Genomic DNA, 3,732 nt, shown 5'->3' with positions numbered 1-3,732 from the left:
GCGCGATCCTCGCCGAGGCGACGCCCGCGCGGCTGCGGCTCGCCGAGGCGGCGCGCGCGCTGTCGTCGCGGCTGCTGGCCGTCCTCACCCCCGCGCAGCGCGCGTGGCTCGAGGCGCAGCGCCCGCCGCGGTGCGACCGCGACGCCGCGCCCCCGCTCTCGGCCGAGCAGGCGGCGCGCATCCGCGCGCTGCAGCAGGCGCACCTCGCGGCGACGCAGGCCGACCGCGACGCGCTCGAGAGGATCCTCGCCGACGTGCTGGCGGCGCGTCAGGCCGGGAGGCCGGCGGGCGAGGTGCTGGCGATCCTCGAGCGGGCGACGCCGATCCGGAACCGCCTGGTCGCCGCCGAGGCGAAGCTGCGCACGGAGATCGACGCGGTGCTCACGCCGGAGCAGCGGGCGTCGCGCTGCCCGCTCGTGCTGCCGCCGGCGCCGCCCCGCTAGGGCGCGGCGACCCGCGACAGGTGGGTGGCGACGATCTGCCACCGCCCGTCGCGCCACACCAGCAGGTCGGTGTTCCGGAAGTGCGTGGCGGGCTGCCCGCCTCCGCGCGCCGCGATCGTGCCGCTCGCCTGGGCGACGGCCGCGTCGCCGTAGACGCGCACGTTCACGCTGTCGAGCTGCAGGGTCTCCGCGACGGGCGACGCGGCGACGCGGCGCAGCTTCGCGAGCGCCTGCGCCTTCGTCTCCCCGTCGCCGTCCCCGCTGAAGCCCACGTACTCCTCCGCCAGCACGTGCGAGGCGGGCGCCGAGTCGCCCCGCACGAAGGCATGGAAGAGCTCCACCTCCAGGCGGCGTACGTCCTCGCGCGCCTGCACGCTGTCCGGCGCGGCGGGAGCGGCCGCGATCGCGGCGGTGTCGCCCCGCCCACCGGGCGCGGCCCCGTCGTCCGCGCGTCCGCAGGCGGCGGCGACGACCAGGGCGGGAACGAGCAGCCGGGAGCGCGCGCGTGTCATGGCGTGCCTCTGCGATGAAAGGAACCGGGCGGAACGTCCGATCCGCGCGGACGAAGCGTTCTACCTGCCGGCCGCGCTAGGCGTCGCGCGCGACGCGCGACTCGCGCCACTCGCGGGCGAGCGTCGCCACCAGCTCCGCCGCCGGCAACGCGCGGGCGAGCGGGGCGCCCTGCCCCGCCCACTGCGCGCCGTAGCCGTGCTCCCCGCGCGCCGCCGCCGCGGCGTGCAGCGCCTTGCCGGCGTCGTACGTGGTCGGGTACCCGGGCGGCAGCACGGGGGGCGTGCGCGCGGCCAGCGCGTCGACCAGCGCGGTGAACCGGTTGGCGAGGCAGCGCGCCGGACGCCCCGAGATCCCCGCCGTCATCACGGTGCGCGCCCCCTCGCCCGCCAGCAGCGCCGCGCGGTGCGCCGGCGGCGCGCTCGACTCGGGGCAGGCGACGAACGCCGTCCCGAGCTGCGCCGCCGACGCGCCGAGTCGTAGGGCGGCCGCGATCCCCGCACCGTCCATGATCCCGCCGGCCGCGATCACCGGCACGTCGAGGTGCCGCACGAGCAGCCGCACGAGCGCGAACGTCCCGAGCCGCTCGTCGGGCGCCGCCGGGTCGAACACGCCGCGGTGCCCGCCCGCCTCCCACCCCTGCGCGACCACGGCGTCGATCCCCGCCGCCTGCGCCGCGCGCCCCTCGGCGAGGCTGGTCGCGGTCGCGAGCAGCACGGCGCCGGTCGCGCGCACCGCCGCGAGGCGCGCCGCGTCGGGGAGGCCGAAGTGGAAGCTGACGACCGGCGGCGCGGCCTCCACGACGGCGGCGAGCATCGCGTCGTCCTCGGCGAAGCTGCGGTAGATCGGGCGCAGCGCCGCCGGCGGCTCGGCGCCGTACGCGCGGAACGTCGGCGCGAGCGCGTCGAGCCACGCCGCCTCGCGCGCCGCGTCCGCCCGCGCGGGGGCGTGCACGAACACGTTGACGTTGAACGGGCGCGACGTCGCCGCGCGCAGTTCGGCGAGCATCGCGCGCGCCCCCGCGGCGTCGGTCGCCCCGAGCGCGACGCCGCCCAGCGCGCCCGCGTTCGACACCGCGGCGGCGAGCGCCGGGGTGGACGTGCCGGCCATCGGCGCCTGGAGGATCGGCAGCGCGACGCCGAGCCGCGCGAGCAGGTCGGTCACGCGCGCGGCGCCGTCAGCGGCTCCCGACGCGCACCTTCAGCCACTCGGGCCAGTTGCCGCTCATCTCGAAGAAGTCGTCGAAGTACGCGAGCCCCAGCGCCTCGACGTCGGCGACCAGCGCGCCCAGCGCGTCGGCGTCGTGGATCGGGCCGACGACGACGAGGTCCCCCTCGACGCGGAACTCGTCGGGGGTGAGGCCCAGACGCTCGTCGAGCGCGGCGCGCACGAGGTTCGCGCGCTCGTAGGCGTCGCGGCGGAAGATCAGCGTCGGGTGCGACGCGGGGATCTCGAGGGGCATGGCTCGGGAGGCGGAGGGCGGAGGCCGGCGGTCAGAAGGCGGAGCCGCCGCGCGGCCACGACTGCGACAGGCGCGCCATCAGCACCGCCGCGCGCTCGGCGGCCATGCGCAGCGACGGGAGCGAGACCGACTCCTGCGGCGAGTGCGAGCCGCGCCCGCTGACCCCGAGGCCGTCCATGCCGGGGATGAAGGGGGCGACGAACGACACGTCGCCGGCGCCGCGGCTGCTCGCGTCCTGCGCCTGCACCGGGCCGTAGCCGAGCGCGCGGCTCGCGGCGTCGAACGCGGCGACGAGGCGCGTCCCGGCGTCGGTCGCGGGCATCGCGGGGTAGCCGTCGCCGAAGGTGATCGTGCTCGTCGCGCCGTTCAGCGGGCGGGCGACGATCGACCGCATCGCCGCGCGCGCCGAGTCCTTCTGCGCCTCGCGCAGGAAGCGCAGGTCGCCGCGCGCCACGAATGCCGGCGCGATGATGTTGGTCTTCCCCTCGGCGGTGACGCGCGTGAGCGAGGTGTCGACGCCCGCGGAGGTGCCGCCGCCCACGAGGCCGACGTTGAAGGTGAGCCCCGGCTGCCCGGCCAGCGTGCGCCGGAACTCGTCGATCACGCGCGCGCCCTCGTAGATCGCGCCGTACCCCGCGCCCTCGGAGAAGACGCCGGCGGAGTGCGCCTGCCGCGCCTTCACCTCGAGCGTCCACGACGACGAGCCGCGGCGGGTGACCGAGATCTGGCCGCGCGACCCGCCCTCGAACGCCAGCGCGACGTCGCTCGCCTTCGCCAGGTCGGTGAGCGGGACGCGCGACTGCTCGATCGGCTGGCCGGGGGCCTCCTCGTCGCCGGTCATGATCACGGTGACGTGCATCCGGTCGAGCGTCCCGGCGTCTTTCAGCGCGCGCAGCGCGAGGATCATCGCGACGTCGCCCCCCTTCATGTCGCCGGTGCCGGCGCCGCGGGCGACGGTGTCCTGGCGCACCCACTTCTGGTCGTCCCCCTCGAACACGGTGTCGAGGTGCCCGATCAGCAGCAGCCGCGCCCCCTGCCCCGGGTGCTCGGCGACCAGGTGCCCCGCGCGGCGCATCGACGCGGGCGCGTCGATCCAGCGGGTGCGGAAGCCGAGCGCCCTGAGCTCGGCGTCGAACAGCGCGCCGACCCTCCGCACGCCGGCGAGGTTGTGCGTGCCGCTCGCGATGTCGACCGAGCGCGCGAGCAGGGCGACGGCGTCGTCGTAGTGCGCGCGCACGCCGTCGCGGAGCCTCGCCTCGTCGGCGGAGAGCGCGGCGGCGCCGGCGGGGGGCGCGGCGGCGGGCGCGGGCGACGCCG

4 protein-coding genes and 1 pseudogene are annotated in these 3,732 nt (G+C 77.8%); 1 reads left to right on the top strand and 4 read right to left on the bottom strand.

What is annotated here, in order from left to right; all coding sequences use genetic code 11:
• A pseudogene (locus tag PYV61_RS22410) lies at positions 1-443 on the top strand (hypothetical protein); the annotation flags it as partial.
• Here the strand turns inward: PYV61_RS22410 and PYV61_RS22405 are convergent.
• The 4 genes from PYV61_RS22405 to PYV61_RS22390 form a co-directional block, all read right to left on the bottom strand.
• Positions 440-955 (bottom strand): nuclear transport factor 2 family protein, encoded by a 516-nt coding sequence (locus PYV61_RS22405; protein WP_275835859.1) that lies wholly within the window; start codon positions 953-955, stop codon positions 440-442. The pseudogene PYV61_RS22410 and the gene PYV61_RS22405 overlap by 4 nt on opposite strands.
• Before the next feature lie 76 nt (positions 956-1,031).
• The gene (locus PYV61_RS22400; protein ID WP_275835857.1) at positions 1,032-2,117 is read right to left on the bottom strand and encodes a nitronate monooxygenase; all 1,086 of its coding nucleotides are present in this window, start codon (positions 2,115-2,117) and stop codon (positions 1,032-1,034) included.
• Between the two features lie 13 nt (positions 2,118-2,130).
• On the bottom strand, positions 2,131-2,415 hold the full coding sequence (locus tag PYV61_RS22395; RefSeq protein WP_275835855.1) for a hypothetical protein: 285 nt from the start codon (positions 2,413-2,415) through the stop codon (positions 2,131-2,133).
• Positions 2,416-2,446: 31 nt separating this feature from the next.
• The coding region (locus PYV61_RS22390; RefSeq protein WP_275835853.1) for a M20/M25/M40 family metallo-hydrolase at positions 2,447-3,732 on the bottom strand (1,286 nt) is incomplete at its 5' end.

Origin of the sequence: Roseisolibacter sp. H3M3-2, assembly GCF_029211165.1 — a bacterium.
GTDB lineage: Bacteria > Gemmatimonadota > Gemmatimonadetes > Gemmatimonadales > Gemmatimonadaceae > Roseisolibacter.
This window is presented reverse-complemented; position numbering and strand designations above follow the sequence as displayed.

Excerpts from the sequence above, each read along its gene's own strand:
- PYV61_RS22405 (WP_275835859.1), bottom strand. The coding sequence starts at position 955 with ATGACACGCGCGCGCTCCCGGCTGCTCGTTCCCGCCCTGGTCGTCGCC.
- PYV61_RS22395 (WP_275835855.1), bottom strand. The coding sequence starts at position 2,415 with ATGCCCCTCGAGATCCCCGCGTCGCACCCGACGCTGATCTTCCGCCGC.